26 protein-coding genes and 1 tRNA gene are annotated in these 26221 nt (G+C 59.3%); 15 read left to right on the plus strand and 12 right to left on the minus strand.

The window, feature by feature from the left end; translation table 11 throughout:
* The first annotated feature begins 67 nt into the window (after positions 1-67).
* From ABRP84_RS05780 to ABRP84_RS05805, 6 genes are all read left to right on the plus strand, one after another.
* Positions 68-715 (plus strand): LysE family translocator, encoded by a 648-nt coding sequence (locus ABRP84_RS05780; RefSeq protein WP_349853009.1) that lies wholly within the window; start codon positions 68-70, stop codon positions 713-715.
* A 9-nt stretch (positions 716-724) separates the two neighbouring features.
* Entirely contained in the window at positions 725-1054 is a 330-nt protein-coding gene (locus ABRP84_RS05785) for a YbjQ family protein (RefSeq protein WP_005276253.1), read from the plus strand.
* A gap of 56 nt (positions 1055-1110) precedes the next feature.
* A complete protein-coding gene (locus ABRP84_RS05790; protein ID WP_284784912.1) occupies positions 1111-1392 on the plus strand; it encodes an RNA-binding S4 domain-containing protein in 282 nt (93 codons plus the stop codon).
* Positions 1393-2220 (plus strand): VOC family protein, encoded by an 828-nt coding sequence (locus ABRP84_RS05795; protein WP_349852992.1) that lies wholly within the window; start codon positions 1393-1395, stop codon positions 2218-2220.
* 21 nt (positions 2221-2241) lie between these two features.
* Positions 2242-2550 carry an MGMT family protein gene (locus tag ABRP84_RS05800; protein WP_349852993.1) on the plus strand — a complete coding sequence of 103 codons (309 nt, stop codon included), beginning with the start codon at positions 2242-2244 and terminating at the stop codon, positions 2548-2550.
* Between the two features lie 117 nt (positions 2551-2667).
* The gene (locus ABRP84_RS05805) at positions 2668-3471 is read left to right on the plus strand and encodes a hypothetical protein (RefSeq protein WP_349852994.1); all 804 of its coding nucleotides are present in this window, start codon (positions 2668-2670) and stop codon (positions 3469-3471) included.
* Between the two features lie 18 nt (positions 3472-3489).
* On the opposite strand, the gene ABRP84_RS05810 is transcribed toward ABRP84_RS05805, so the two are convergent.
* From ABRP84_RS05810 to ABRP84_RS05820, 3 genes are all read right to left on the minus strand, one after another.
* A complete protein-coding gene (locus tag ABRP84_RS05810) occupies positions 3490-4821 on the minus strand; it encodes an SLC5/6 family protein (protein ID WP_349852995.1) in 1332 nt (443 codons plus the stop codon).
* Positions 4822-5045: 224 nt separating this feature from the next.
* On the minus strand, positions 5046-5897 hold the full coding sequence (locus tag ABRP84_RS05815; protein WP_349852996.1) for a PrsW family intramembrane metalloprotease: 852 nt from the start codon (positions 5895-5897) through the stop codon (positions 5046-5048).
* Between the two features lie 3 nt (positions 5898-5900).
* Positions 5901-6482 (minus strand): hypothetical protein, encoded by a 582-nt coding sequence (locus ABRP84_RS05820; protein WP_349852997.1) that lies wholly within the window; start codon positions 6480-6482, stop codon positions 5901-5903.
* A gap of 42 nt (positions 6483-6524) precedes the next feature.
* On the opposite strand from ABRP84_RS05820, the gene ABRP84_RS05825 reads away from it, so the two are divergent.
* A complete protein-coding gene (locus ABRP84_RS05825; protein WP_349852998.1) occupies positions 6525-8459 on the plus strand; it encodes a M13 family metallopeptidase in 1935 nt (644 codons plus the stop codon).
* Between the two features lie 58 nt (positions 8460-8517).
* Complete coding sequence (locus ABRP84_RS05830) at positions 8518-9396, plus strand: alpha/beta hydrolase (protein ID WP_349852999.1); 879 nt, start codon at positions 8518-8520, stop codon at positions 9394-9396.
* A 38-nt stretch (positions 9397-9434) separates the two neighbouring features.
* Here ABRP84_RS05830 and ABRP84_RS05835 read toward each other — a convergent pair whose 3' ends face one another.
* The 5 genes from ABRP84_RS05835 to ABRP84_RS05855 form a co-directional block, all read right to left on the minus strand.
* Positions 9435-12881 (minus strand): arabinosyltransferase domain-containing protein, encoded by a 3447-nt coding sequence (locus tag ABRP84_RS05835; protein ID WP_349853000.1) that lies wholly within the window; start codon positions 12879-12881, stop codon positions 9435-9437.
* Between the two features lie 75 nt (positions 12882-12956).
* Positions 12957-14933 (minus strand): galactan 5-O-arabinofuranosyltransferase, encoded by a 1977-nt coding sequence (locus ABRP84_RS05840; RefSeq protein ID WP_349853001.1) that lies wholly within the window; start codon positions 14931-14933, stop codon positions 12957-12959.
* Positions 14934-15062: 129 nt separating this feature from the next.
* The gene (gene dprE2, locus ABRP84_RS05845; RefSeq protein WP_349853002.1) at positions 15063-15821 is read right to left on the minus strand and encodes a decaprenylphospho-beta-D-erythro-pentofuranosid-2-ulose 2-reductase; all 759 of its coding nucleotides are present in this window, start codon (positions 15819-15821) and stop codon (positions 15063-15065) included.
* A 45-nt stretch (positions 15822-15866) separates the two neighbouring features.
* Positions 15867-17282 (minus strand): decaprenylphosphoryl-beta-D-ribose oxidase, encoded by a 1416-nt coding sequence (dprE1, locus tag ABRP84_RS05850; RefSeq protein ID WP_349853003.1) that lies wholly within the window; start codon positions 17280-17282, stop codon positions 15867-15869.
* Between the two features lie 127 nt (positions 17283-17409).
* On the minus strand, positions 17410-17685 hold the full coding sequence (locus ABRP84_RS05855; RefSeq protein ID WP_239269650.1) for a hypothetical protein: 276 nt from the start codon (positions 17683-17685) through the stop codon (positions 17410-17412).
* A gap of 34 nt (positions 17686-17719) precedes the next feature.
* Between ABRP84_RS05855 and ABRP84_RS05860 the strand changes: the two genes are divergently transcribed.
* Genes ABRP84_RS05860 through ABRP84_RS05870 form a run of 3 tightly spaced genes read left to right on the plus strand, consistent with a single transcriptional unit; the run spans position 17720 to position 19554 of the window.
* Positions 17720-18184 carry a hypothetical protein gene (locus tag ABRP84_RS05860; RefSeq protein ID WP_349853004.1) on the plus strand — a complete coding sequence of 155 codons (465 nt, stop codon included), beginning with the start codon at positions 17720-17722 and terminating at the stop codon, positions 18182-18184.
* Positions 18185-18193: 9 nt separating this feature from the next.
* Entirely contained in the window at positions 18194-19102 is a 909-nt protein-coding gene (locus tag ABRP84_RS05865; protein WP_349853005.1) for a plasmid pRiA4b ORF-3 family protein, read from the plus strand.
* An 11-nt stretch (positions 19103-19113) separates the two neighbouring features.
* On the plus strand, positions 19114-19554 hold the full coding sequence (locus tag ABRP84_RS05870) for a GtrA family protein (protein WP_005280656.1): 441 nt from the start codon (positions 19114-19116) through the stop codon (positions 19552-19554).
* Between the two features lie 12 nt (positions 19555-19566).
* Here ABRP84_RS05870 and glfT1 read toward each other — a convergent pair whose 3' ends face one another.
* On the minus strand, positions 19567-20493 hold the full coding sequence (glfT1, locus tag ABRP84_RS05875) for a galactofuranosyltransferase GlfT1 (protein ID WP_198010505.1): 927 nt from the start codon (positions 20491-20493) through the stop codon (positions 19567-19569).
* Positions 20494-20555: 62 nt separating this feature from the next.
* Here glfT1 and ABRP84_RS05880 point away from each other — a divergent pair, with 62 nt between their 5' ends.
* Positions 20556-21221 carry a GNAT family N-acetyltransferase gene (locus tag ABRP84_RS05880; RefSeq protein ID WP_349853006.1) on the plus strand — a complete coding sequence of 222 codons (666 nt, stop codon included), beginning with the start codon at positions 20556-20558 and terminating at the stop codon, positions 21219-21221.
* Between the two features lie 3 nt (positions 21222-21224).
* On the opposite strand, the gene wzt is transcribed toward ABRP84_RS05880, so the two are convergent.
* Together wzt and wzm are read right to left on the minus strand one after the other, a co-directional pair.
* Entirely contained in the window at positions 21225-22025 is an 801-nt protein-coding gene (gene wzt / locus ABRP84_RS05885; protein ID WP_349853007.1) for a galactan export ABC transporter ATP-binding subunit Wzt/RfbE, read from the minus strand.
* Between the two features lie 55 nt (positions 22026-22080).
* On the minus strand, positions 22081-22932 hold the full coding sequence (gene wzm / locus ABRP84_RS05890) for a galactan export ABC transporter permease subunit Wzm/RfbD (protein ID WP_349853010.1): 852 nt from the start codon (positions 22930-22932) through the stop codon (positions 22081-22083).
* 213 nt (positions 22933-23145) lie between these two features.
* Between wzm and ABRP84_RS05895 the strand changes: the two genes are divergently transcribed.
* A complete protein-coding gene (locus ABRP84_RS05895) occupies positions 23146-24399 on the plus strand; it encodes an aminotransferase class V-fold PLP-dependent enzyme (RefSeq protein ID WP_239269645.1) in 1254 nt (417 codons plus the stop codon).
* Between the two features lie 18 nt (positions 24400-24417).
* Here ABRP84_RS05895 and ABRP84_RS05900 read toward each other — a convergent pair whose 3' ends face one another.
* Positions 24418-25374: an NAD(P)H-quinone oxidoreductase gene (locus tag ABRP84_RS05900; protein WP_349853011.1), complete on the minus strand. Its 957-nt coding sequence runs from the start codon at positions 25372-25374 to the stop codon at positions 24418-24420.
* A 128-nt stretch (positions 25375-25502) separates the two neighbouring features.
* On the opposite strand from ABRP84_RS05900, the gene ABRP84_RS05905 reads away from it, so the two are divergent.
* Positions 25503-25587 (plus strand) — tRNA-Ser (locus ABRP84_RS05905).
* Positions 25588-25905: 318 nt separating this feature from the next.
* Positions 25906-26064 (plus strand): hypothetical protein, encoded by a 159-nt coding sequence (locus ABRP84_RS05910; protein WP_023024906.1) that lies wholly within the window; start codon positions 25906-25908, stop codon positions 26062-26064.
* The last annotated feature ends 157 nt before the right edge of the window (positions 26065-26221 follow it).

A 26221-nucleotide genomic window follows, 5' to 3' on the forward strand; every position in this document is an offset into this window, starting at 1 on the left:
TATGCGTTAGTAAAAATGCATACGAATGTGGAGGTGTTAGGTGGCTATAGGTGCCCTTGTGACCCTGATGGGCGTATGGTTCGCGGCCATGGCTTCGCCGGGGCCGGATGTGGTGCAGATTATCCGCCTGGGTGCGCGGTCCACCCGCGCGGCGGTGTGGGTGGCCATCGGCAGCACGACGGGCCTTGCCCTCTGGACCATCGCTTCGCTCGCCGGGCTTTCGGCATTGATCTCTACGCATGAGGGCATTTTGGTGCTCCTGCAGGTCCTCGGCGGCAGCTATCTGCTGTGGATGGCCTATAGCGCGATTTCCTCCGGCCTGCGGGAACGGCGCGCACCCGCTACCGTCGTGGGCACGGAAAAGCAGGCACCCAAACCGCGCGGATTCACCCCGGACGGCATTATCAAGGCAAAGACCGCCTACCGTATGGGATTGGTCTGCGATCTTTCCAACCCCAAGGTGGTCATCTTCTTCGGCGCCATCTTTGCCAATTTCATCGACCCAGGAATGGGCGTGGGCGGAAATGTCGTCGTCGCAGCGGTACTGGTACTAGAAAGCTTGGTGCTCTTCGTCGGCGTCGGCTTGAGCACGCGCGCGGTATCGAAGTGGATGGCCAAGAACTCGGCGTGGGTGGACATCGTCAGTGGCATCGTCTTCCTGCTCCTCGGCGTGGTCATCCTCTTTGAAGGCATCCGCGGGCTAATTGCGATGTAGCCTGAAGTTATGATTTTTACTACCACAAATACCGTCGACGGTTATGAAATCACCAAATACCTGCGCATCATCGCTGGTGAGACCGTTACCGGCATCAATATGCTCAAAGACTTTGGGGCATCGATACGCAATATCACCGGTGGACGTGCCTCCGGCTATGAAAGCGAAGCCATCAAGGCCCGCGAGGCGGCGCTAGATGAATTGTGGCGCCGCGGCCAGGAATTGGGCGCTGATGGCGTGGTGGGCATCGCCTTCGATTATTCCCCAATGGGCACCAATAATGACATGCTGTTGGTCACCGCCACGGGCACGGCGGTCTCGCTGCGCGCGCGTGACTAAGCCCTTGCACCCCACCCATAGCCGCGCGGGAACGGGCTCTGGGTAAGCTGGGCGGCATGCTTGAGGTTGCAATTTCTGGCGAGTCCATCAAATTGGGCCAGTTTATTAAACTGGCTAGCTTGGTCGGCACCGGTGGTGAAGCCAAGGAACTTATCGCAGAAGGCGCGGTCACGGTCAACGGTGACACCGAAACCCGCCGCGGCGCCACGCTGCAGATTGGCGATGAGGTGTGCATCGAAGGCACCTGCGCGCGCGTGGGCGAGCCCGACGATGATGACTATTTTGATGAAGCCACCGCAGACGATGACTTTGATCCGGAAAAGTGGAGGAATCTATAAATGCCCGCATTTGAAGCCGAAGTAGGCATGCCCTACTGGATCGATCTGACCACCTCGGATCCGCGCAAGTCCAGCCACTTTTATGAGCAGGTCTTGGGCTGGGAAATCTCGGCCGAGTCCCAGGAGGACAACCCCTATCAGATGGCGCGCCTGCAGGGTCTGCCCATCGCCGGCCTCATCCCGCAGCCGGAGGAAGCCCCCATGCCGGATACTTGGGTGACCTACTTCCTCTCCAAGGACATCGACGGCGATTGCCAGCGCACGGAGAACCTCGGCGGGCGCATCTTGGCCTCGCCCCAGCCCGTGGAACTGGGCCACATGGCCTTGCTTGCCGATGCCGCCGGTGGCATGTTCGGCCTCATCCAGCCCTCCGGCCCGGAGCACTTCGTTGCCGGTGGCGAACCCGGCACCCCGGTATGGCACGAGCTGACCGCCACGACGCGATTCCAGCAGGCCATGGACTTTTATGGCGAGCTATTCAACTGGGAGATTCGCGCCATGGAGTCTGAGGACGAGAATTTCATTTACGCCACCGCGGAAGAAGACGGCGCCCCGTTCGCGGGCCTGTGGAATGCCGAAGGCCAGTTCCCACCCCAGGTGCCGAGCTTCTGGCAGACCTACCTAGGGGTGCGCGATATCGATGCCGCCGCCAAGAAAGCGGTAGAGCTTGGTGGTGAAATCATCCGCGAGCCGTGGGACTCCCCCTTCGGGCGCATGTGCCTGCTCGCGGATTCCACCGGCGCGACCGTCACCCTGACTGAGGTCGAAGACGCGCCCGAGGATGAGCCCAGCGAATCCGATGACGTGCTCAACCCCACCAGGGGCTAAGCGGCAGGCAAGAGGCGTTTTATGTCAGACTCCTCTGATTTGGCACAGCGCGTGCTAGCCATCGTGGCCGTTATCCCGCCCGGCAATGTGTCCTCCTACGGGGAGGTGGCAAAACTCGCCGGGTGCGGGGCCCGCAATGTCGGCACCGTGATGAATAGGCACGGTGGTAACGCCGCCTGGTGGCGCGTGGTCCGCGCCAATGGTGCTTCCCACGATCCTGTTCGCGCGGGAGAATACTGGGACCGCGAGGGCATCGAGCATTCTCACGGGCGCGTCGCCATGCATAAGCACGGCATGGATGCGCGGGACCTAGCGGTATTGATGCGATAGATAGTGCGGTAGGAAAACTTTTTGCAGTTATAGACTGCGGTGCGGCACCTCTCCAGCTACGCTATATGCGTTATGAAAAAATTAGCTATTGGTTCTCTCGTTACCGCACTTTCTTTCGTGACCATTCCCGCTGCCCAAGCGGTCAGCCTCGATCCCCAATCTGTGCCTGATCGTACGCAAATCACCGTTAGGCACGATTCCGGCGCGACGGTCTCGACCGCCAATAGCCACGAGTCCCGCCCAGCGCTGTCCTTGAGCAAGCTCTACCTGGGATATTGGGTGCTCAAGTACGGTTCTGCCGCCGATAAGGACCAAGTGGAAAATATGATTCGCTACAGCGACGATAACGTGGCCAGCGACCTGGACCGCCGCTACCCTCAGGCCATTCCCAGCATCATCCAGGAATTCGGGCTGAGCGAAACTCACTACACCGGCTACTGGGGAACCACGAAGACCTCGAGCGAAGATGTCGCGCGGTTTACTGCCGAGATCCAGAACGATCCCATCGCGGCGCCCATTTTCGCGGGAATGGCTACCGCCGCTCCCGTGGCTGCGGATGGATACCGCCAGGATTTCGGCACCGATCACATTCCCGGAGTATGGGGTACTAAATTCGGTTGGTCCGATGACCGCACCATCCACGCCTCCGTATCTACTGGGCATGGGTTTACTGTAGCCGCCAATACCTACGGCGATGCGCAAACCCATACCGCGGATGTCACGCGCGGCGTCAACAATGCCCCAGCCGGCGGATCCAGTGAGGCCATCGGCGCACGCATCGAAAACAACCTCAACCTGCAAGGACCTGCGCAGCAGGCGCTTCGCGATGCCACCCGCACCGCGGCCGACCTTGAGCGCCAAGCGTGCGCGAACGCTAATCAAGCCCTAGCGCAGGTAAGCCAAGTTCGGGTGTGCGAATAAGCGCCGAGGAAGCGGCCTTTAGCTGAGGTTCCAGACGGTCACGGCCATGATGACTAGGCCCATGCCAAAGACGAAGTAATTCCAGATGTCGTTTTTGAACTGGGAATAGTCATCGACCTTTTTAAACATGTAGACAGGCAGCAGATAGACCAAGAATGCCACGAAGATGCCGCCAACCACCGAAATCATGTCCATGATGGAGGGATTGAAGACGGCCACGAGAGTCGTGGCCACGAATACGATGACATAAATGATGTTGAGCAGCGCACGGCGCGAGAGCTTATTGGCCATGCGGGGCACGGCAATGCGCAGGAGGTACTCAGTGCCTTCCTCAGAACCAAGCATGTGTCCAAAGTAGGAAGAAATGATCGCGCACATGGTAATAAGCGGTGCCATATAACCAATGAATGGCGTGCCCGTGACGTTGGCGAAATAAGACAGCACCGGGATGTTTTGATCGACCGCTTCCTTCATCCCGTCCGCCCCGAGCGCGAGGACGCAGGACCAGACGAAGAACATGGTAAATACCACGAGCATTGCGGCGGTGTAGAGCTCCACGCGGGAGACGAACTTCTCCGTCTTCTTGCCGTAAGCCGGCTGCACGTCGACGGAGAATTGGGAGAGTGCGGCCATGTGGGAAAAGGAAAAGACCAGAACCGGCAGGATGAGCAGAATGCCCTTAAGGATTCCCCAGAGGCCGCCTTCGTATTCAACGTTGAGGAAGCTTTCGAAATCCCACTTGGGGATCAAATAAATGGAGGTTGCCGCCAGGGCGACGATAAGCGGGTAGACCAGCATCTGGGCCAGCCACAGCATGGGGCGGCGGCCGATGGCAAAAAGGCCCGTCATAATGCCCACGCAGGCAATGGACAATATCCACCGATTGATGCTTGGCCCCCCGAGCTGGTTGACGATGAAGCTATCGACCACATTGGTAATGCTGATGCCATAAATGAGCACTGTTGGCACGATGGCCAGCCAATACAAGACGGCGATGAAAAGGCCGCTATTACGGCCAAGGTAGTAACGCACCAGCTCCAGAACGTCCTTGCCGTGCTGTTCTGGTGGCGCGCCGCTGACTATGCGGGCGTAGGTCCGGTGGGAAAAATATACCAGTGGGAAGATGAAGACGGTGGCGAAGACGAGTGGCCAAAATCCGAAGGCTCCGGCGTTGAGCGGCAAGAAGAGAATTCCGGCACCTACGCCGGTGCCAAAAAGGGCGATGACCCAAGACAGGGTGGAGCCCACTGCCTTTTGTCGGTTGGCTTCCTCAGCGGAATTATTAGGAGCTGCCCCCTCGGTACTTTCCGTGCTGTCATCGGTGCGGGACTCGTGGGTTGGGGCATTCATGAAGGTCCTCAGTCCTTAAATGGAGGATAAGTGGCAAAAGCGCCTTGTAGAGAGTGTAGCGAAGCTCACTACCTTCATGTGCCTTAAACCATATATTTATACGCCCGGGGGAGTTCCAGAGGGCTTAGGCGCCCATAGCAAACCGCATTTCGCCAAAATTTCGCCCGATTTTTGGAGAAACGCGGTTGCTATAGGAGATTTTTGGGGGACAAGTGCGCTGGGTGCTAGCGGGTGAAGGCTAGCGCGTCTTCTGCGGTGCTGTGGCTGTAACTGTCATCGCTTTTTGCGTATTTATTGCCGCGCAGAATGAGCCAAATGCTCAGCGGATACAGGATAAGCGCTACGGCGAGGGCCTGGATGACGGCTGCGATATCGGAATCGTGCAGGTAATTCCAGCCAAAGTGCAGAAGGAAGGATACCGCGAGGCAACCGAGCGCCACGCCGATGCGCCACCAGAGTGGCTTGGCCGCCGCGTAGAGGGCCCAGCCGATGCCCCAACCGGCCAGCGCCGTAAGCAAGACGTGCAGGCCAGGGCCAGCGATAAGGCGCAGGCCCCACATCTGTATGAGCCCGGCGAAATCGCTATCTGGGTGGGTGGTAGCGCCCATGGAGCCGTAGAGAATGTTTTCGTTGGCCTCAAAGCCTAAACCGATCACGGCGCCGGCCATCCACCCGTGCCACGGGCGGTTGAGTTGGCGGAAGGACATCAGGACGAATAAAACGCCGGTGGCCTTGGAAATCTCTTCGGGATAGGCACCGCTCCATGACATAAAGGAATCGACCCACCCAGAATTGATGGCGAGCTGCATGACCGGGGTAGAGCTTATAGATGCCAAGCTAATAGCCATGCCGGAGCCCCATAAAAAGGCAAGCGGTGCCCATACGCGCGCCGGGCGCGCCCACATGGGGCTAAGTCGCAACAGCGCGATGACTATCGCGACAAGGATCGCTGCGATGAGGATGCTGATAATGCCCATCAGCGGCGAGATGAACAGCGTAATGGCCGCCTGGGAGAGAAAACCGATGAGACCGAGACCGGAGAAAATCCACAGTGCGGTGCGAAAGAGTGCAGACATTTTTTAAATCAGGGCCTTTCCAGAAAACTCCGCGATATCAGCAGTAACTTCTTCTGGTAGTTCCTCTTGTCCGAAGGCTTTCCAGAGGCGTTCAGTGGTTGTGCGCGTTGCTGCAGATTCCCCGGTCACGGTGACCACCCAGTCCTTATTCTCGTGCGCACCGGTGCCGTTGATGGAGATGGCGGCGGTGGAAGAGGGGGCATCGGCAAGCGCGAGAGCACCATCTTTTCCTTCATGGACCTCGCCCTCGGGAAGGCCTGGAGCCATGCCATAGGCCCGGACCATGCGGCGGAGGGTGTGCTCATCGTCGTCGGTATCTTCCACGATGACCGCTTGCACGGTGGTATCCCCGCAGGTCCAGCCAACGCTGGCTAGCGAAGTATAATCGCGCTCGCAGTATAGATCGGAAACGGTAATGTCCCAGTCGTGACTGGGATCAGTCAGGGTTACTTGCTCCACATCGGCGTGGTGTGGCGGTAGCACCGCGTGGACGATGGCTGGCAAGGCGAGGACCACCGTCACGAAGGCAATAGTGGCGATAAATAGGCCGCGCGGCCGGGCTGGTGGAAAGCGGAATTTTTCCATAGTCCATACCTTAACTGGAAGGTTTGGCCTACAGTGGCAACCATGAAAGATCTTTATCAATTAGTCAACGGACCTTGGGTAGAAAATCACGTTGTCCCAGATGATCGCGGTGTGGATGGCACCTTCCATGCACTGCGCGATGAAGCAGAAGAATTGGTTCATGACATCGTCAAAGACAACGATGGCCGCCCCGGCAAGCTGTATGCGTCCTTCATGGATACAGAGGGCGTGAATCGCGCCGGCATGGCCCCGCTGGATGCGGACCTTGACCGCTTGAGCGCTGCCGACCCCACAGAATTGGCGCACCGCTTGGGCGAGCTCGAGCGCGAGGGCGTGGGGGCGCCGGCGACGTTCTGGGTGGAAAAGGACTCCGGCTCGGAAGAGGCCGTTGCCTATATCGTGCAATCCGGCTTGGGCCTGCCGGATGAGGCCTACTATCGCGAAGAAGCGCACGCGGAAACGCTGGCCGCCTACGAAAAGCACGTGGCGGAGATGCTGGGCTTTATCGAGCCCACCCGCCTGTTTGGCCTCGGCACCGAGGTTGCAGCCGAGCGCATCGTGGGCTTAGAAAAAGAGCTGGCGGCGGGCCACTGGGACGTGGTTTCTACCCGCGATGCGGTAAAGACCAATAACCCGTGCGAGTTTTCTGAGCTGCCCTCCATCACCCAAGCCTTGCTCGCCGGCGGAAAGCTGCCGGAGCACCGCGTGGTGAATATGATGCCGTCCTACCTGGAGCACCTGGAAAAGCTCTTTACCGCTGACCGCATGGCCGATTGGCAGCTGTGGGCCACCTGGCACATCCTGCGCTCCCGCGCGGCCCTCTTGCCGGAGGAAGTAGGCGCCAAGAACTTCGAGTTCTACGGCACTCGGCTTTCTGGTGCTACCCAGCAGCGCGACCGCTGGAAGCGCGCGGTGGGCTTGGCAGAAAGCCTGGTAGGAGAGGAAATTGGCAAGGAGTTCGTGGACGCGCACTTCCCAGAATCCTCCAAGCGCGAAATGGATGAGCTGGTGGAGTACCTCATCGCCGCCTACCGCGAGCGCATTTCCCAACTGGAGTGGATGACCCCGCAGACCCGCGAGCGCGCCCTAGAAAAGCTCTCCCAGTTCAAGGCCAAGATTGGTTTCCCCGATACCTGGCGCGACTACTCCGGGCTGGAAATTTCTGACCAGGGAGCGGATCTGATTGCCAATGCCCGCGCCGGGTCCGCCTTTTCCCACGACTATGAGCTGACAAAGATTGGCAAGCCCGCCAACCGCGATGAGTGGGTCACCACCCCGCAGACCGTCAATGCCTTCTACAACCCGGTGGTCAATGACATTACCTTCCCAGCCGCTATCCTGCGCCCGCCGTTCTATAACCCGGATGCGGATGCCGCTGAGAACTTCGGTGCCATTGGTTCTGTCATCGGGCACGAAATTGGCCATGGTTTCGATGACCAGGGCTCGCAATTCGACGGCCAGGGCAACCTGAACTCCTGGTGGTCCGATGAGGATCGCGCGGATTTCGAGGCGCTTACGGCAAAGCTGGTGGAGCAATTCGATGGCCAGGTGCCTACGGTGCTAAAGGATGCTGGCACCGAATCTTCCGGCGTCAACGGCAAGTTCACCTTGGGTGAAAACATTGGTGACCTGGGCGGACTGGGCATTTCCGTGGTAGCCTACAAGAATTACTGCGCCGATAAGGGCATTGACCTACTGGGCCAAGAAGAGGAATTTGAGGTCGACGGTGCCGAGCCGGAATTGGCCGAGCATACCTACAACGGCCTGCAGCGCTTCTTCTTGTCTTGGGCCCGCGTCTGGCGCACGGCCATCCGCCCGGAGATGGCGACCCAGTACCTGGCCATTGACCCGCACTCGCCCGCGGAGTTCCGCTGCAACCTCATCGCCGCGAATATCGCCGAGTTCTACGAGGCCTTCGACGTAGACAAAGACTCCGCGATGTACTTGGCCCCTGAGGACCGCGTCACCATCTGGTAAATCGGTTCTCCCCCGAGCCCACCTTGTGCGCATCATGTGCACGCGTAGGCTCGGGGATATGACTGATGCACACGATAAAGATCCGCACCGGCCGCTAGAGCCCGGCCAAGAATGGCACATCGGCGGGCAAGACCGCCAGATGAGCGAAGAAGAACAGCTAGAGCAGCTGGTTTCTTATATTGATGCCCATTATGAGACGCCTGATTTCCGCCCGCCCTGGGCCGGCGGCGGTTCGCCGGAGGCGGACCAGTATTGCGCGCTGCTGCCCGACCGCATCACCCACGCCGCCATGATGGTTTTGGGCACCGGGGTTAATCACGCGCTGCCCGGCACGGCGTTTACGGACGGCATTGCCGTGGAGCCTGCCGAGGTCGGCGTCATTTTCCGCCCCTCCGAACCCACCGGCCGGTGGGCGGTATCGCTACACTCCGGCGGCTGGTGGCGCGGCGATGGTAAGGCGCTGGAGATGCAGTGGCGCCCCGAGGTTGCTGCCGCCGCGCAGCTTTCCGGCACCACGATCATTGACGTGGATTATCCGCTCGCCCCGGAGCATACGGTCAAAGACATGGTTGCGGCGGTCAACCGCGCCATTGATTACGCCCGCGAACAGGGCGCCTCCCACGTCACCACGTGGGGATATTCTTCCGGCGGTGCGTTAGCAGCACTCGCGCCTGCCGATGCCCTCTTGCTCACCTTCCCCGACTTCGGCGCCCTGGCCAACCTGCCGGAGGATTACCGCGTGGGCTATGAACTTCCCACGCAATTCCCTGAGACTTTCGTGCAGACCGCGACCGAGGACGAGATAGCCGATCGCGTCCACATCCCCCAAGCTAAAGAGCGCGATTATGTCTCAACCCACCGCGTATCCACCCCGGCCGTGGCACGCCAGCGGGTGCAGGATGCAGCCGAATTTTTGCGCGGTGAGCTGACGCAATAAAACCGGCTGCGGCTGGCTGCGCAGTCAGGTGGTGGTTGCTATTGCTCGCCTTCTGGCCGGATCTTCATCTCGGATTCTTTCCACAGTCCAGAACGAGTAACGTCCTCATAATCGATCTCTGCGTTGGCTGGGGTATTGCCCTGTGAATCGGTACGCAATTCGTACTTTTCAATGGCGCCCCAGTCGCGGGCCCAATCGTTATTGAGGTAGCTCGGGATTTCGTAGGAGTAGTTCACCGCTTCCGCAGTGGACATGGCACCGCCGCCTGAGAAGGATTGGAAATCCGTCAGGGAGGTTTGCGCCGCCGCATCTGGGAGGATGCGATACTCCGGAATCTCGGTTACGCCGGCGTAGTGGTCAAAGGTGCGCTGGCAGGGGAACTGCAGAGCCACCGCCCAGTCCAAGAGCGCGGGCTTTTCCGCAGGGAACTGGTTATTGATGCTGTCTAGTTCCGGCACGCGCGGTGGGGTGAAGGCTAGCCAGTCATCTTCATCGGTGGAATCGTCCTCGGCCACTAGCCGTACGACATTGGCTTCTTCCGGCAATTCATCCATGGGCAGGCGCAGGTTGCGCCACTTGGGGGTGGCGCCGACATCGGAAAGCTCTTTTTCTCCCTTATCGGTGACCTTGCCATCCTCATCGATGGTGCCGTATTCCAAGGTGAGCTCCATGCCCTCTTGTTCCACATCATTGACATCGTGGTGATAAATCTTGCCCGCGGCACTGACAGCCAGAACCGGGGTATTTTCCGTGGTCTCCGGCAGGTGATACCACTTCGTGGTTACCTGGGACAGCGACTCTTGGCTTTCGGTGTAGGAGCCCAAGACTGGCACGCTGGTGTAGTCCAAGTTGAAGGGTAGGTGCATGGTCGAGCCATTGACGCCCTTCGTGCCGCGGACACCGCCTTCAGACGTATCGGTGCTTTCTGAAGCCTTCTTCCCAGCGCGGCGGGTCTCCTGCGAATCATCAGAAGAATCCCCGCCGGATTCCTTATCCGTCCCAGCGGTGGCATCGTCTTGGCTGGTGGAGTCGGAGTCTTGGGAGCTATCTCCAATGGCACCCACAGAAGCAGAATCCTGATCCTCAGGCTCGATGGATTCGGGGATATTATTCGGCCCGAATCCGTTGCTGGTTTCATCCTTGTCTACCAAGGAATCGCCTAAGTCACCATCCACTGGGGTGAGGAAGGAGTCATTGGTATTGGTTTCTACCAAGGTTTCATTGGCCAGCGAGCAGGTATCACCGCGCAAGGATGCTAGGTTGCCCTTGCCCACTGAGTAGGAATCCGCCTGGGCGACGGTGGCCTTGGCAAAAGAAGCCATCGAAAAAGCCACCACAATGGCGCAGGCTACCGCGATGGGCGCGGACATGATGCCGGCCGAGCGCGATACCTTCGCGGCGGCTTCTTGCTTGAATTCTTTTTCCGTGCCCTCCTCTTGGGCCTGCAATTTGCGATGGCTGTGGCGCAAGGATTGCACCACGCCGACCGCGAGGACGACCAAGGAGATGGCGAGCAGGATCGAGTTGGCCTCAATGCCCTTGAACTGCACTGTGCGGTCCCACCATGGGATGCCGAAGGAGGATACGTACCACCAAGCATTCCAACCCGCGAAGGAGATGGCGAGCAAGAAGAGCACCGCGGCGATGCTAAAGGTGCGGGCGCGCGGGGAGCGCAACGCAAACCTGGATAGCACTACGGCAGCCAGCGCAGCGATCACCCCGGCGACACCGGCATAGATGCCAAAGTGGTGCGTCCACTTGGTCGGGGTGAACATGAGGAAGAACATCGACAGCGCGACGATGATGAGCAGGCGCTGGGTGGGGCCGACTGCGGCACCAATAACGCGGCGATCCTTGATAAACGCAGCCAGGATGAGCACCAAGCAAAACAGCATGGTGAGTACGGCGAAGCGGCGGGTCAGCGAACCATCCACGGATTCTTGGAAGAGCGTGGAATAACGGGCGTATTCGGCATACCACGGCAGCGACGGGCCGACCTCCGAGCGCACCCGGGTGGATTCAGCGACGCTGGCCAAGGTCTGATCTCCAAAGGCAGCGACGATGATGGCAGTGCCGGAAGCCAAAAATGGGGCAACCAAGCTAAGCCAACCGGTAGCGCCACCGCCCATGGCGGGCACGCGCGCGGCCATCGCACGGAAAAGGTGCGGCAGGCTCACGAGGAATACGCCAACCGCAAAAAGGCCAGTGGGGCCGGCGGCGAGCGTAATCGTGGCAGCGATGGTGCCTACGGCTGCCGGCAGCAACCGGTGGGTGGCAATGGCGCGCTCAAAGGATGCCCACGTCACCATCACGCCTAGGGCCACGATCGGCTCTGGGCGGGTGCCGTTGTTATACGGCAGCCAGAAGGCTAGGAACATCAGTGCGGCGGTCCAGTGGCTGACGCGGCGGGCATCGACGATGTCTCCAAAGCGCGGCAGCATTTCCCGCGAAAGAATGAACCAAATAATGAGCCCCGAAATAAGTCCGGGCAGGCGGACGAAGACCGACGCCGTGGAAATCTGCGAAAGTAGCGCGACGAGGTCATAGTACGGTGAGCCGAATGGCGCCTCCGGCACGCCGTACCACCGGTAGTAGTTGGCCATGTATGTGGCGTTATCGAAGACGCGGCTCATAGAGAAGATGAAGCCATCGTCAGAGGTATTGGCACCGAAGATGTACCAGAGGCCCAAGACGGCGGCGACGACGCCATCGAGGGGGCGAATCTTCTTCCACGTCTCTGGCATGAAGCGCAGCTTTTGCCCATCAAGGCGGTCAATGCGCCACAGGCAGAACAGCGAGACAATCACCATAGCGACGCCGAGCCACATCGCGATGGACTTAATCAGCGAGGGAGAAGAAGTAAACCGCGAGTTGATATCGACGTGGATATTCAGCCCGTCATCGACCAAGTTCTGCACATTGGCATCATCTTTAAGCTCGGTATACGCACCGGTGACCTGCGGGCGCAGGTCATCTTCGGTGGTCTTTTTGTGTTTGCCGACGCTGACGGTGGTGCCGTCACCGGTGGCGGAGATGTGCAGCTGGGCGTCATCGGAAAGCTGCGCTACTTCTTTAGCGCTTAAGGTCAGTAGGACCTCATCGAGCGAGACCACAGACAAGCCGTCATCGCTGGAACGGACAAATAGGCCGCGGTTCGATGCCTTCTTAGACTCGGGTGGGACGGTGCTGTAGACCATGTTTTGGCCATCGCGGAGCTCATCCACCGCGGACATGGGGATGGTGGCCTCCAAGTTTTCCGGCGCCACGGAGATAAGCGGTGCATTGATAGATTGCAGCGAATCATTCTGCGGCCAATCAAAGGAAGACTGGGTTTGGTTCACTGGCAATAGCGGGGTGGCTATAAAACACAGGAAACCAATTAACCCGGCGATGATCGCGGTCCAGCGCAACCCGGCAGGGGCTGTGGCGATACTTAGCCCGGAGGGGCGTGCTTCTTTCGATTTCGTTTTAAGGCTATCTGACACGGCGATTAGTGTACGTCAGTCTGGCCCAAGTTCCCGTGTGCACGCCCCGATAACCCCGGGGAAGTGTGGGTGAACTTACTTGGTTCGCACCGCCGTTACGAATGGACCCGTTTGCTCCAGCTCCCAGCCTTCCGCAAAGACCTCGGGGTTGAAGAAGACTGCGCGGTAGCGAATATTTGGCTGGTTAGGATAGATATCCTCAGCCAAGTGCACCTTGAACCCATCATCTTTATTGTCGAGGTCGCCGCGGAAGATGATGGCATCCGGCCCGCGCCACGGTGCGGAATCGAGGGATTTTTGGAACTCTGCAGGAGTAGAGTCCCATGACTCATCCGCCCAGGCTTCAATCTGGTCATTGCGGTGTTTGAATTCCCCGAGGGGATTTGCATAGTGGCTGGTAAAGGCGTTAAAGCCCCAGTATGGGTAGTAAGCCATGAAGGTTTTTTCATCCGTGAGGACTACCGTTTCGTTGGCCGTATAGCCCTGATCCTGGATGAAGTTGTGGATATCCAGATAATAATGGGCGGAATCGCTGGTAAAGCGATCCGCGCGCTCGCCGTAACCATCGGTATCACTGTAGGCGTGGTCGATGGCATCTTCGTTTGCCTCGGGAATCTGCTGGGCATAATGGACTCCAGCCAAGGCGAGGAAAATGCCAAAAACCGCCGTAATCCGCTTATTGGCCGCGTGGGAGAAACTAGCGGGGTACAGGCGGTGAATACCGGCTTTGCGGACTTCCGCAAGGGCAAGGATGCCCGCCGTCGCGAACAACAGCACCACGATGACCTCAAGGCGGAAGCTTAGTAGGGTGGTGCCGACCAAGGTCATCACCATGGACAGCACCGTCCATACATAAATGCCAATGATGGACAACCCCAGCGCGCGGACTTCCGCATCTCGCAACCGGGTGATAATAAAGATCAGACCGGCAAGACAGAGGAATCCTACGATGCTCAAGGAAAGGAACGGCACCGGAACCTGTGTGCCTTCCTCCGGCAAGTAGTGCTGCGCGGTAGCTTGCAGGGGTGCGGTCGAGTGTAGAACCTGCCAGAGGTATGGGGCCCAAGCGATGGCTGCGATGGCAAGCGATCCCACCGCGATGATGACTAGGCGCACGATGGGTCGCCACGTCCGCTCGTACAGTGCGGTGAAAACGGCGATCAGACTGACCACGGTCAGCGCTGCCGCGCCGGTGAACAAGGTATAGAAGGTAGCGGAGATTCCGAGGTAGATAGCGACCGCGGCGGTAGACAACGACGATCCTTTGAATGCGCGCGCGCTTAACACCGCGATGGCGGGCATGCCCATGGCGATGACCGCAGAATAAGGCTCTTCCGCCGCGATGGTCAAGGTAATGGCGGTGGTGGTAAGCGCAATAGCTGTTCCCACCGGCAGGGATTTAGTGAGGTGTTGCCAAATGGGAACGAGGATACAGCCTGCAACCGCGATGGAAATCAGGCCCCACGGCTGATAAACCTCCCAGCCGGGAATACCCAATATGGAGCCGAGCCGTCCGCCTAGCCAGAACCAGCCCAGCGGGTAAAACGTGGGCATGTCTAGGTAGTTCATGTCCGCATAGCCCATTTGATCTACTGACCGGGTAAGGAACTGGGTGCGGAATGCCTGGTCCACCTGCACGCCATCGAGCCATAAGCGCGAGGCGGACAGCGGCAGGCCCACGGTGGCAAGGGTCAATAAGGCGGGGGAGAGATACGTGATGGCGTAGGTCACCCACGTGCGCCAGCGCGGGCGAGAGAAATTCTCCTTGTAGTGGTCATAGAGCCACCACGCGCTAAAGCCACCTGCCAAGGCCAACGTCAAGATCACGCCGACCGTACACAGCGCGCGGGTGACCATGGAGGTATTAAAGGAGGGCAGGGAGACGGTTTTGAAGGCATACCAGCCGAAAAGCGTAATTGCCCCGCCGCCCAGCGCTGCGAAAATAATGCCCAGCAGGGTGCTGCGGTGCGACATGGCATCGGCGTGGTAGGCGGTGGTGCGTTTCTCCTCGCTCACGGGAACTGCTTGGGAAGGCGTAGCTGGGCTTGTCATGCCCTTTAGTTTCGCATACCTTAATCACTCTTCTGGGATTAGGCGCGGTGTGAGCTGGCTTATTAACCAACTAAGCGCGCAGGGCCGCGGGCCTTGAGGAGCCCGGCATACCCTGCGCGCAGGAACTGGTTAGAACGGCAGCTTGCGGAAGATGGGCTGCGGGATGAACTTGAATGCCAGCGATACGTACTTGAACAGCGGGTGGACGTAGATGGACTGCTTGCCATCGAGTACCGCCTGCACGGTGGCCTTGGCCACGTCAGAGACGTTGACGGTCAGCGGGGCATCGCCGACCTCGGCCGACATCTTGGTGCGAACCTGACCCGGGCGGACGACGAGTACGTTGGCGCCGGAGCCGCGCAGTGCTTCATCCAAGTTGATGTAGAAGCCATCCACGCCGGCCTTGGAGGCGCCGTAGACAAAGTTGGAGCGGCGCACGCGCATGCCGGCCACCGAGGACATCGCCACGATGGTGCCGTGGCCCTGGTGCTTGAGCTTTTCGGCCAACAGCACGCCGACGGAGACGGGCGCGGTGTAGTTGGTCTGGGCAGAAGCCACGGCCTTGTCGTGGTTTTGCCACAGCTCTTCTTGGTCACCTAGGGTGCCAAAGGCCACGATGGCGATATCGACATCGCCGCGCTCCCAGGCCTTATCGATGACCGCCGGGTGGGAGTCAAAGTCGGTGGCATCAAAGTCCACGACCTCGACATCCGCGCCGCGGGCCTCCAGGTCAGCCTGCGCCTTCTCGATGCGCGGGGACTGGGCGCGGGCAGCCAGGGTGACCTTGGCAGGGCCGCGCTCAAGGAATTCGGCGACGACGCCGAGGCCGATTTCAGAGGTACCGCCCAAAAGCAGGATGTGCTGGGCTTGGCCTACTGCATTAAGCATGGTTTAAAAAATCTCCTTCATGAGGGGTGGTGATGAGTCCAGTGATTAGTGCAGCTCGAGGCGGCGGGACATATCGGAGGCAAAGACCCCGGTGGGGTCGATGTCATTGCGGGTCTTGAGCCAGCCTTCTAGGCCCGGGTACATCTGGTGGAAGTTCTCGGCAGAGGTGCGCGATTCCTTTGCCAGGTACAGGCGGCCGCCAAACTCCATGACGCGGCGATCCAGGTCATCGAGAAGCTCGCCCAAGCCCGGGCGGATGGGGAAGTCCACGCAGACGTTCCAGCCCGGCATCGGGTACGACAGCGGAGCGCGGTTTCCTTCGCCGAAGAGCTTGAATACGTTCAGCGCGGAGTAGTGGCCGGAGCGCTGGATATCGCGGATGATCTCCTTGAATGGCTCCACGGCCTCTGTGGGAACGACGAACTGGTACTGCAAAAAGCCCTTGGAACCGTAGCCGCGGTTCCACTCACCGATGAGATCGAGCGGCTGGTAGAACTGCGTCAAGTTCTTTACCTGGTTCTTCGCCGGCGCGCCCATGGTGTAGTAGGCCAAGCCCACAGCGGATAGGCTGAGCTTATTCAGCGTCCAAGACGGAAAGATATCCGGCACGGTCATCAGCTGCGGCGCGTTGAACTTCAGCGGATCCTTCGCCAGCTTGGGGGCCAATTCCTCGAGCTGCGCCAAGGTGGCCAGCGAGCCGCGGGAAATGGTGGAGCGGCCCAGCTTCGGCTCTGGGGAGATGACATCGAACCAGGCGGAGGAATAGGTGTAATTGTGCTCCGAACCATCCGAGTGGAAGGCAATGGTTTCTTCCAAGTTATCGGTGCGATCCGTATCCGCGATGAAGTAGGCGGTCTCCGTCTTGGTCATGCGGATAGTAGCGCGCAGGATGATGCCGGTAAGGCCCATGCCGCCGATGGTGGCCCAGAAGAGCTCACCGCTGGGGTCATCCTCGCTGCCCTCTGGGGTGAGGTGGAGAACGCGGCCATCAGCAACCAGCAGATCGATGGAGACCACGTGGTTGCCAAAAGAACCGGCGGAGTGGTGGTTCTTGCCGTGGATATCGGGGCCGATGGCGCCGCCGATGGTGACCTGGCGGGTGCCCGGCAGGACTGGAACCCACAGGCCATAGGGCAGCGCGGCCTTCATGAGCTGGTCAAGGGTGACGCCCCCATCGACATCAACAAGCGCGGACTCCGGGTCAATGGAGTGGATCTTGTTCAGCTTTTGCATGTCGATGACCAGGCCGCCACCATTTTGGGCGGGGTCACCATAGGAGCGCCCCATGCCGCGCGCGATGACGCCGCGGCGCAGGTGGGCGGGCTTGTCCGAGTTATCGTCCGCAACCTGTGCCACTGCATTCTTGATGACGTCCACGTCTTCCGTGGACAGCACATGGGCGGTCGTGGGGGCGGTGCGGCCCCAGCCGTGCAGGGACTTTTCGGTGGTATGTAGTTCCATCTCTTACTCTTTGCTCGACGGATTGTATCGATGTACCAGCCTACCTAGCTCATAGTGCGGTGGCTGGAGTGACGTTCGTGATATTTAAAACATCGTGGGGCACACAGGCGGCTCCGAATGGTGTGTTTCAGAGATCCATGATCTCGCGGATTTCTTCCGGCAAGTCCGCTTGGGACTCAATGGTGGGCCCTTCATAGCTGCCCAAAATCTCGTACACGCGGCGCCGAGAGGTGGAATCCAAAATCGGCATTTCCTCTGCCATCAGGCGCGTCATAAAGGGGCTGAGCGGCAGATTGGTGTGCTCTGTTGCCTCAAAATGCCCGTTGCGCTTATCGTCCTCGGCACGCTCATCCTGAGCGGCTTGCTGGGCCGGCGTCATATGCTCTGTCTTTTCCGAGTACATGCGCAATAGCTTACCGCCGCTTAGAGTGGTCGCTATGACAAACAACCGCGAAGCAGCAGAAGAATCCCGCGATAATTACGCCCTCGATGACACCTTGGCCGGTCGCATCACCCAAGCGGCCGCACAGGGCATCGTCACCTCCTACCCGGACTGGATTAAATCCACAAAGGGCCTTATTACCGCCTACGTTTTGTCCACGATTGGTTTTGGCGCATTGGTGGCCTATACCAACGCCCAGGCCGAAGAGGACGGCGATGAACCGCGCTCACCGCAGGAATTTGCGGATAAGGGCCTGAAACTCTGGGCCATTTTGGCGGCGGTGCTTATCCTGGTGGGCCTTGCTCTATGGGCCGATGTAGCCGTGTCCCGCAAGGTGGTGTCTTTCCTGCGCAAGCGTGGCGTTAAGCGCCCGTGGACGCTGTTGGGAGCTATCGGAGCGGCAACTACGTTTATCATCAGCGAGCTCGAAGCGCGCGATATAGAAAAACTGGCTTCTTAAAATTTGCGTATGGTGGGGCCCATGAATGCAGGGGTCACCGATATTTCACAGGCACGGGCTCGCCGTGCCGACCCGCTGCTGTCATTAAAGCGGGAACCGCTCACCGTCATCTGCCAAGCCTCCAATATCCGTGCGGATGGGGAAGTCCACCGCCAAATCGGTTTTAGCGATGCGCTTACCTTGCATGAGCTGCAGAAAGTACTACACATCTGCTTTGGTCTGCCGGATGAAAACTCCCCGTGGCACTTTTACGAGCACAGCGATGCCCGCGGCCCGCGCCTTGACCCAGAGCGTCAAGCCTCCGAATTCCTTTGGCGCGAGGGCGACCAGATCGATTTTGTGTGGGGCCTCTGGGACTTTGAGCTGGTGGTCGCAGAAATCTATCCCCGCGATAATGGCACCCCCAGCGCGCTGTGCGTGGGCGGCTCGGGCAACCTCTTCGCGCCCTTTGAACTTACTGCGGTGAACCGGGAATTGACCGGTGAAAAAATCACCGATGAAGTTCTGGCACAGGTTAAACCCCAGGTAAGGGCGCTCATCGAGCGCACCAAGCTCTATGACTTTGTTCCGCTCTTACAGGCCATGGATTTAAACCGCGGAAGCGATCTGCCGGCGGCCACGACTGAGGCGCTGGCTAGCCTGCCGCGTGAAGTCACCAATGAGGGAAAAGATGCCTTTTGGTCCATGGCCTTGGCGCTGTCCTGCATGGGTGGTGACGAGCTGACCGATTCCGTGGTGGAAACCACCATGGATGCCTTGGGCTGGGTCAACGATGATGGCAACACCTTGAAAGGCGCGGAGATTCGCGCGCTGTGCGATGCCTCCTTGGACCAGCTATCCCAGATTGGTGCCTACGGCAAGGACGCCGCCGCGCCGGTGTACCGCCTAGACATGTACCGCGCGCTGCTGCGCGGGTAAGCTAACTGCCTGTGACTAATCCACTTGAAGATGCTGCAGAAGTAAAGCGCCCCTCCAGCTCTTTGAAGCAGCAGCTGGTGCGATTTATTGCGGTAGGCGTCTTTGCCGCCGTCATTGACTATGGGTTGACGCTGTTATTGACCCATTTAGGTCTGCACCGCTCTGGGGCGAAGGCGATTGGTTGGGTCTTTGGCACCATCGCTGCCTACCTGGCCAATGCGCGCTGGACCTTTGGCACAAAGGTTTCCGGCCGCACGGCCGCGACCGTGGGCGTGTTATACGTATCCACCTTTGCCGTGCAGAATTTCTTGTACTGGGTGCTCAATGAGCCGCTCATTTCCTTAGGCTTTGAGGGCGCGGTGAAAGACACCATCGCCTTCGTCATTGCCCAAGGCGTGGCGACGGTGACCAACTTTGCCATCCAGCGGGTCTTTATCTTTAAAGAAAAGTAGGCACGCGGCGCCTTAGGAGCGATTTCCGGGGCGGCGGAAATCCTCGCGGCGCCCGCGGTTGTGCAGCTTCAACCACTCCAAGAAGCCGGCCGGATCGTGGCGTTGGACCAGGAAGAACCAGCCAAAGCGGGCAAATTCCTGGGGCAAGAGCTTCCGCATGCCGCGCTGCCACAGCAGGTAGCCGCGGTTGCGGTAGGTGAAAAAGCGCTTGAACTCGCCTTCTGGGTACTGGGTATGCATCTTGCCGCCCAAGATGGGCTTGAACTCATCCGAGCCATCTGGGTGGAGGTAGCTGGTGGTCAAGGCGGTGCCGAAGGACAGCCCGGAGTTGACCAAGCGGCGGTGGTAATCCACCTCATCGCCGCGGATGAAGAGGCGATAATCCGGCACGCCGATGGTCTGCATCGCCGCGGCGGAAATCAGCGCGCCATTAAACAGGGAAGCGATCCCGGGCAGGAAGTCTCCTTCCAGCTCCTCCATGCGGCGGCGCCACACGAGCCCTTGGCGCAGCGGGAAGGCAAGGCGACCGGGATCGTTGATATTGCACACGGCAGGTGAGACTTCGTGCAGGTTATTATTTCCTGCCACGCGGTAGAGCTCTTCTAATACGCCGTAATCGGCAGGGCGGCCATCATCATCGGCGCACCATACGGCATCGGCACCCAGTGATAGCGCGGTGAGAAAACCTAGAGCGAAACCGCCCGCACCACCTAGGTTGGTCTTGGACGGCACGTAGACCGCGCGGTCGCCTGCCAGGGATTCCACCACGTCACGGACCGCATCCTCAGCGCCATTATCCACCACGATGACCCATTGCACGGGGTGGGTTTGGTTGACTACCTTTTCGAGCGAGGCGCGCAGCAATTCCGCACGCTGGTGGGTGACAATGACGGCAGCGGTGGTACCGGTGGAATCAAGGGTGGCAGTCATGCGTTCCATCTTGCCACCGGGGGATGGATCTGCTGCGGATAAACACTCCGCGTGGGCTAAGCTGACTTCCTATGGACAGCATGTGGCCACCGTTTGGGCTGACGATTCGCGCGAGCGATACTACCCACCCTGGCGTGGAACTGCGCGTGATGCGCGATGAGGATATTGCGGCAATCGCCGGTGTGGCGCCAGAGGATATCTACGGCGCAGACATTCCGGATTACGCCTTTCCGTGGTTATTCAATCCCAGGATGAATACGCCTGCAGCGGCGGCCCAGTTCCGGTGGACCAATCGGGCGCAGCTGCGCCCAGAAAAGTGGTCCTTGGACTTCATCGTGCGCGACGCTCACTCGGGAGAAATCCTGGGCACCATCGATGCGCGGGCGGAGGACTTCGCTACGACGCGAGAAATCGCGACCGGTTCCTGGGTCTTTCACCGGTTCCAAGGCCAGGGAGTGGGCACGCTCATCCGGCACGCGGTGGTGTCTTTTGGCCTCGATTACCTGGGCGCGCAGGTGATGAGCACGAGTTGGGTGGCGCACAATGAGGCCTCGGCGCGGGTGAGCCAGAAGCTGGGCTACCAGGTGGTTTCTGAAGGAGAAGAGAAGGCGGGGCCGCAGAATAGTTCGCAGCGGCACGTGACTGCGCGCGTGGCAGCCCCCAATTACAAGCGCCCGGATGACCTGCACGTGGAGGTCTCTGGGCTGAGCCAGCAGCTGCTGGGGATGCTGCGCTAGCTCCTACTCGGCAGCGTCTTCGCCCTCAAAGCGCTGGCGCAGATCGCGCACGTATTCGCCTACTTCTGGGCCCTCGTACTGGCCCACGACGTCCGATACCTCGCCCACTGAGCGGATTTCGCCGTGATCGATCCACAGCGCGGTATTGCACAGCTGCGCCAAAAAGTCATTGGAGTGGGAGGCAAAGACCAAGATGCCGGAGCGCTTGACCAGCTCTTGCAGGCGCACGCGGGCCTTGGCCATAAAGGCTGCGTCGACGGCGCCGATGCCCTCATCCAGCAGCAGGATTTCCGGCTCAATGGAGGTCACCACGCCAAGTGCTAGGCGCACGCGCATACCGGTGGAGTAGGTGCGCAGGGGCATGGACAAGTAATCGCCCAGCTCGGAGAACTCTGCGATTTCATCCATCTTGTTTTTCATTTGCTTGATGGATTGGCCCAAAAACAGCCCGCGGATTATGATGTTGTCATAACCGGATACCTCTGGGTCCATGCCCACGCCCAAGTCAAAGACGGGGGCGACGCGCCCGCGGACATCGGCGGAGCCGCGCGTGGGCTCGTAGATGCCGGAGAGCAGACGTAACAGGGTGGACTTGCCGGCGCCATTGTGGCCGACGAGCCCGACGCGATCGCCTTCCCGCAGGTGCAGGTTAATATCCCGTAGCGCCTCGACCACCACGGTGTTGTGGTCATTTTTCCCAATGGCACCGCCCGCGGTAGAAAGCATGGCCTTTTTTAGGGAGCGGGATTTGGCATCAAAGATGGGAAAGTCCACGCACGCGTTATACGTATCAATTGAGACCATCAGTTTTTATCCTTTCAACGAGCCTCATGGTGGGGTGGGAGTAAAGGAAGGGAGTCTATACCCAGTAGCTCACGCGGAAGCGCCACTTGCGCATGACGAGCCCGGCGATGAACAAGCCGATTGCGGTGCAGCCGATGACGATCCACCAGTGGTAGGCGGCAACGGGTTCACCAATCATTGGGGCGCGCACGATTTCCAGATAGTGATACAGCGGGTTGATTTCCGCGATGCGGGCGCGGTCCGCCACCGCACCGCCTTGGTCCTTGAGGGTATTGGTCATCCACACAATCGGGGTGACGTAGAACAATAGCTGCGTCAAGGCATCGAGCAGTGGGGCGACATCGCGAAAGCGCGTGGCGATGATGCCAAAGAACATGGTGACCCACACGCCGTTAATGAGCAGGAGCAGTAGCCCGGGGATAAAGAGGAAGAATTCCAAGCCCAAGTTGCGCGGGAAGATCATGATTAGCAAGAGCCAGATGATGAGGTTATGGCCCAAAAACAGGGTTTGGCGCCACACCAGCCGGTACACGTGCACCGAAAGCGGGGCGGGAAGCTGCTTAATCAGTCCCTCATTATCAATAAAGACCGTGGACCCTTCCTTAATGCAGCCCGAAATAAAGGTCCACATAATAAGGCCCACGGTGACGTGGGGAAGGAATTCCGCGACGGGAATCTGAAAAAGCATGGAATACAAGAGGCCCAAGGCAAGCGCCATCACACCGGTGGCGATGGTGATCCAGAATGGGCCGAGGACGGAGCGGCGGTAGCGCTGCTTGATATCTTGCAGGCCCAGCTTGAACCACAGCTCACGCTGCTGTGCACCCCGCATAAGGTCTGCGAAAGCAGCTTTGAGGGTCATGGACTGGGACGCTGGGATAGCCTCGCCTTCTGGCTGGGAGGTCATGCGGGCGATATCAGCGCGCAGTTGATTGTTATCTTGCACGCCCAACACCCTAGCGCGCGTGCTGGGCAAACGGGAACTACACGCCGCTAGCCTGGGAAAACAGTGATGCCCAGGGAAAATTCAGATTTGGGAAACTGAGAGCAAACGCGTATACAGTAGGGAATCGACCGCCACGTGGTGGCAGTTGTTCAGTGCGATGAAGAAGGGGACCTAATGCCAGCAGCTTCGGCACACTATGACGTCTTTAGTGCGCGAGGTTTGTACACCGGACTATCTGATGGCTGGACATACCTCAATGCGCACGCGGTGCCCCAAATTTCGGAGCGCGTGACCTCCGGCGTTGCCCGGTCTTTCCGGATGGCGACGGCGGTAGCGACGCAAGAGGGACCAGGCGGCGCCCACTCGGCCGCGCCCGAGCCGGGCCGGTTGGCAGGCGATGGCAACTATGCAGCAGCGCGCATGGCCATTGCGGATCTCACCGCTTCCAAGGCAGACCGTGTGGTCCTTGGCCCATCCCTGCCCGTGCTGTACCAATCCCTGTCGCGTGCGGCACGCCCACTATTGGGCAGCAATTCCTCGGTGGTGCTGTCCAAGCTGGATCCTCCCACGCTGTATTCCGCTTTTTCTGACGTGCGCGCCGATATCCGCTGGGCGCAGCCGGACCTTGGCACCGGCGAATTGCCGGGATTCCAGTTCGCAGAGCTTGTCGATGGCTCTACAAGGCTCGTTTCCTTTTCCGCCGCGCATGAGCTTTTGGGCACGGTATCCCCAGCTGAGGAGATCATTGACACGGTGCGGGGGCGTTCACGCGCCTGGACGCTTCTCGATGTCTCCGCTATCGCCCCCTACCGCCCCATCCGCTTCGATGAGCTTGGCACGGATATTATCGGCATCGATATCGGGCTGCTTGGCGGGCCGCAGATGGCTGCCTTGGTCTTTCGCGATACGCGCATGCTTCGCCGCCTGGATGCCCTCAACCCCGTCTATTCCAAGGAAGACGGACGCAAGCTAGAGACCCCCGTGTCCTCTGGTTTGGCCGGCGGCGTGGGGCCGCTGGTGGATCACCTAGCGGCCCTAGCCGGTGGGGATAAGGGATCGCGCCGGGTGCGGTTGCATAAGTCCATGACCGCCTTGAGTGCTTACCTCGAGGACTTGCGCGCGGATCTTTATGCTTTCTTAAGCACCCTGCCTGCCGTACATATTTTGGGCGTGACCGGGGAAGCCGCCGCCGGAGCCTCCGATGATCGCTTGCCCCGCTTGACCTTTGCGGTCAACGGCGTTCCCGCAGAGACGGTGTACAAGCGCCTCTTTGATAATGGGCTTGTCACCACGTTGGCCCCGCAAACACCGCTGCTGACGGAAATGGGCGTGGAAGAGATCGGTGGTGCCGTCACCGTGGCACTGGGGCCGTTTAATACGTACCACGATATCGAGCACCTCGTTCGCGTCGTTGCCTCGCTCGCCTAAATAGGGTGCGCTGGGAAACTACACCGTGAGAACCAGCGTGCCCGTGACCTCGCCGCTGTCGAGGGCTTCGTGGGCTTGGGCGGCATCGGCAAGCGGGTACGTGCCATGCAGCGCGTGCTTCACGCGGCCATCTTCCAGCATGGGCCACACATTTTTGATGGTGCCGGCGACGATCTCCGCCTTATCGTCCAAGTCACGCGCGCGCAGCGTCGTGCCCTGAATGGTCAGGCGCTTCGGCAGCATGGGGGCCAAATTGATATCCGCCTTGGTGCCGCCCTGCATGCCGATGATGATGAGCTTGCCGTCCTTGGCCAGGCACTTCATGTTCTTTTCCAGGTACTTTGCGCCGATGATATCCAGGATGACATCGCAGCTGCCCTTGAGCTTATCGACGAAGTCCTGCTCCTTGTAGTTGATGAGAATATCCGCGCCGAGCTCGCGGCAGCGGTCTAGCTTTTCCTGCGATCCGGCGGTAACAGCTACCTCAGCGCCCAGCGCCTTTGCTACCTGGATGGCAAAGGTGCCGATGCCTCCTCCACCGCCGTGGATGAGCACGCGCTGGCCCTCGTGCAGGCCCGCCTCGATGCCCAGGTTGGACCACACGGTGCAGCCGACCTCAACCACGGCCGCGGTTTCTTCCAGGCTAAATCCCTTGGGCAGCGGAAGCAGCTGGCCCTGCGGGACCGCGACATATTCCGCATAGCCGCCGCCCGCGAGCAAACAGCCGACCTCAGTGCCGGCTTCCCAATTCGTATCGCCGGCATCCTCAATCACGCCGGCGGCCTCCAGCCCAATGATTTCCGATGCCCCTGGTGGCGGTGGGTACGCGCCCATCGTCTGCAGAATATCGCCGCGGTTGACGCCCGCGGCCTTCACCTTCACCAAGACCTCCCCGGATCGCAGCTCAGGAACGTCTACGTCCTGCAGCTCTAGCGACCGTGGGGTATCAGGATCGGTCTGGACGATTGCCTTCATCTGTGTAGCACTCATACCGCCAATCTAATGGAGGAGGTGTGGTGTGCGCCACGTCGATTTCCTCGTGGGGCAATGTGATTCGCGCGGGACCGTTTAGTAAGCTAACCAAGTTGCCTCTTCGGCACGATGGAGACGTGGCAGAGCGGCCGAATGCACCGGTCTTGAAAACCGGCGAGGTTTATTCCTCCGCGGGTTCAAATCCCGCCGTCTCCGCAGAGAGCATTTCCCCTAGTCCCAGATGACTAGGGGTTTTGTCTTGTCTGTACGGCTCATCCATTCCTAGGGCGGGAAAATTGAAGAACCCTTTTCCTGCTACCCCACAATCATCTTTGAAACTAAAATTTATTGCGTGAAAGTTTTAGTAAGAAAGAAAATGTAACGCAGATTGTTTATGCCCTAGGACGATTGTTTTCTAACAAATCTATAAACTGCCTACTCGAAAGTTGCACATCACCGCACCTAACCACATACAATGATCAGTGCGCGCGGAAACGCGTATAAGAATTTTCCAACCTCGAAAGGAATTCTGAAATGATTCTTGATCTTGTATCCAACGTACAGGAAGCAGCACACTCCGCAGTCTCCACCGGCTGGGACGCTCTTGAGCAGGCAAGCCTGTTCTTCCGTCAGGTGCCTTACCTGGTTCCGGACGCTGTTAACGAGTTTAACCGCTCCATCCTCGGCTTCTAAGATTTAAGAAGCGAGAAAATAAATCCCCGAGGCCATTTGGTCTCGGGGTTTATTCATGCGCTGACCCATCCTGATTTCTAGGGTTAAACGACAAAATGTGTTGTTTTCTGGCGTGTCGGGGTAAACGACATTTTGTGTTGGTGGACTGCGTGGTTTA

The sequence above is a fragment of the Corynebacterium sp. KPL2861 genome (assembly GCF_040225475.1).
Lineage (GTDB): Bacteria > Actinomycetota > Actinomycetes > Mycobacteriales > Mycobacteriaceae > Corynebacterium.

Bases quoted from the DNA above. Each gene is read 5' to 3' on its own strand.
- ABRP84_RS05780 (WP_349853009.1), top strand. From the start codon at position 68: ATGGGCGTATGGTTCGCGGCCATGGCTTCGCCGGGGCCGGATGTGGTG.
- ABRP84_RS05785 (WP_005276253.1), top strand. From the start codon at position 725: ATGATTTTTACTACCACAAATACCGTCGACGGTTATGAAATCACCAAA.
- ABRP84_RS05790 (WP_284784912.1), top strand. From the start codon at position 1,111: ATGCTTGAGGTTGCAATTTCTGGCGAGTCCATCAAATTGGGCCAGTTT.
- ABRP84_RS05795 (WP_349852992.1), top strand. From the start codon at position 1,393: ATGCCCGCATTTGAAGCCGAAGTAGGCATGCCCTACTGGATCGATCTG.
- ABRP84_RS05800 (WP_349852993.1), top strand. From the start codon at position 2,242: ATGTCAGACTCCTCTGATTTGGCACAGCGCGTGCTAGCCATCGTGGCC.
- ABRP84_RS05810 (WP_349852995.1), bottom strand. From the start codon at position 4,821: ATGAATGCCCCAACCCACGAGTCCCGCACCGATGACAGCACGGAAAGT.
- ABRP84_RS05815 (WP_349852996.1), bottom strand. From the start codon at position 5,897: ATGTCTGCACTCTTTCGCACCGCACTGTGGATTTTCTCCGGTCTCGGT.
- ABRP84_RS05820 (WP_349852997.1), bottom strand. From the start codon at position 6,482: ATGGAAAAATTCCGCTTTCCACCAGCCCGGCCGCGCGGCCTATTTATC.
- ABRP84_RS05825 (WP_349852998.1), top strand. From the start codon at position 6,525: ATGAAAGATCTTTATCAATTAGTCAACGGACCTTGGGTAGAAAATCAC.
- ABRP84_RS05830 (WP_349852999.1), top strand. From the start codon at position 8,518: ATGACTGATGCACACGATAAAGATCCGCACCGGCCGCTAGAGCCCGGC.
- ABRP84_RS05840 (WP_349853001.1), bottom strand. From the start codon at position 14,933: ATGACAAGCCCAGCTACGCCTTCCCAAGCAGTTCCCGTGAGCGAGGAG.
- dprE2 (WP_349853002.1), bottom strand. From the start codon at position 15,821: ATGCTTAATGCAGTAGGCCAAGCCCAGCACATCCTGCTTTTGGGCGGT.
- dprE1 (WP_349853003.1), bottom strand. From the start codon at position 17,282: ATGGAACTACATACCACCGAAAAGTCCCTGCACGGCTGGGGCCGCACC.
- ABRP84_RS05855 (WP_239269650.1), bottom strand. From the start codon at position 17,685: ATGTACTCGGAAAAGACAGAGCATATGACGCCGGCCCAGCAAGCCGCT.
- ABRP84_RS05860 (WP_349853004.1), top strand. From the start codon at position 17,720: ATGACAAACAACCGCGAAGCAGCAGAAGAATCCCGCGATAATTACGCC.
- ABRP84_RS05865 (WP_349853005.1), top strand. From the start codon at position 18,194: ATGGTGGGGCCCATGAATGCAGGGGTCACCGATATTTCACAGGCACGG.
- glfT1 (WP_198010505.1), bottom strand. From the start codon at position 20,493: ATGGAACGCATGACTGCCACCCTTGATTCCACCGGTACCACCGCTGCC.
- ABRP84_RS05880 (WP_349853006.1), top strand. From the start codon at position 20,556: ATGGACAGCATGTGGCCACCGTTTGGGCTGACGATTCGCGCGAGCGAT.
- wzt (WP_349853007.1), bottom strand. From the start codon at position 22,025: ATGGTCTCAATTGATACGTATAACGCGTGCGTGGACTTTCCCATCTTT.
- wzm (WP_349853010.1), bottom strand. From the start codon at position 22,932: ATGACCTCCCAGCCAGAAGGCGAGGCTATCCCAGCGTCCCAGTCCATG.
- ABRP84_RS05895 (WP_239269645.1), top strand. From the start codon at position 23,146: ATGCCAGCAGCTTCGGCACACTATGACGTCTTTAGTGCGCGAGGTTTG.
- ABRP84_RS05900 (WP_349853011.1), bottom strand. From the start codon at position 25,374: ATGAAGGCAATCGTCCAGACCGATCCTGATACCCCACGGTCGCTAGAG.
- ABRP84_RS05910 (WP_023024906.1), top strand. From the start codon at position 25,906: ATGATTCTTGATCTTGTATCCAACGTACAGGAAGCAGCACACTCCGCA.